This is a genomic window from Nonomuraea maheshkhaliensis (assembly GCF_039529435.1).
Taxonomy (GTDB): domain Bacteria; phylum Actinomycetota; class Actinomycetes; order Streptosporangiales; family Streptosporangiaceae; genus Nonomuraea; species Nonomuraea maheshkhaliensis.
This window is the reverse complement of the sequence record NZ_BAAAMU010000332.1, coordinates 1-663: the sequence shown is the minus strand read 5'-3', so window position 1 is coordinate 663 and position 663 is coordinate 1. Positions and strand designations below refer to the sequence as shown.

The window sequence follows — 663 nt, the reverse complement described above, 5'->3', positions numbered from 1 at the left end:
GGCTGGACATCGAGGGGCTCTACTCCATCCGCGCCTTCTGCGGTTTCGTCCTGTCGCACGTCAACGCCCTGGCATGATCGCCATCCTGACCGGCGGCCCGGGGCTGGGCGCCCACGTCACCGGGCTGCTGCTCAGACGACGGCTGAAGGAGCTCGGGGCAACCGGCGAGGTCTTCCTGGCGGAGGCGTTCTGGCAGCCCGAACGGCGCGAAAGGATCTCCGCCAGCAAGGAGGCGTACCAGCGCGACTTCCGTCTCGCCCGGGTCGGCCAGCGCCTCTTCCGCAACCTGTCGGACGCCTTCGACCCGATGCTGATCGAATCGGTGCGGAAGCGCTGGCATGACGACGAGGTCCGCCGTTTCGTCGTCTTCAGCGGTCTCTGGCTGCCCGTCGTGGAGCGTTACGCGGAGGAGTTCGGGGCGGTGCCCGTTGACGTGTGCCACGCCGACTCGGCCATCTCGCCGTCCTTCGCCCGCCAGGCCGGGTCGCTGGACAGGCATCGGGAGGTGTGGCTGTTCGACTCCGCCGCCAACGACATCCCCTGGACGATCAGGGCCACCACCGAGCCGCCGCTGCGCTGGGAGGATCGGGACAGGCGCGTCCTGGCGCACGGCGGCGGCTGGTCGATGGGCACGTACCTGGAGCGGGCCGCGGAGCTGAGCGC

At 70.1% G+C, this 663-nt stretch carries 1 protein-coding gene; it reads left to right on the top strand.

From position 1 onward, the window contains the following. Positions 1-73 precede the first annotated feature (73 nt). A partial coding sequence (locus ABFX54_RS56705) for a hypothetical protein (protein ID WP_428834675.1) occupies positions 74-663 on the top strand: 590 nt, incomplete at its 3' end.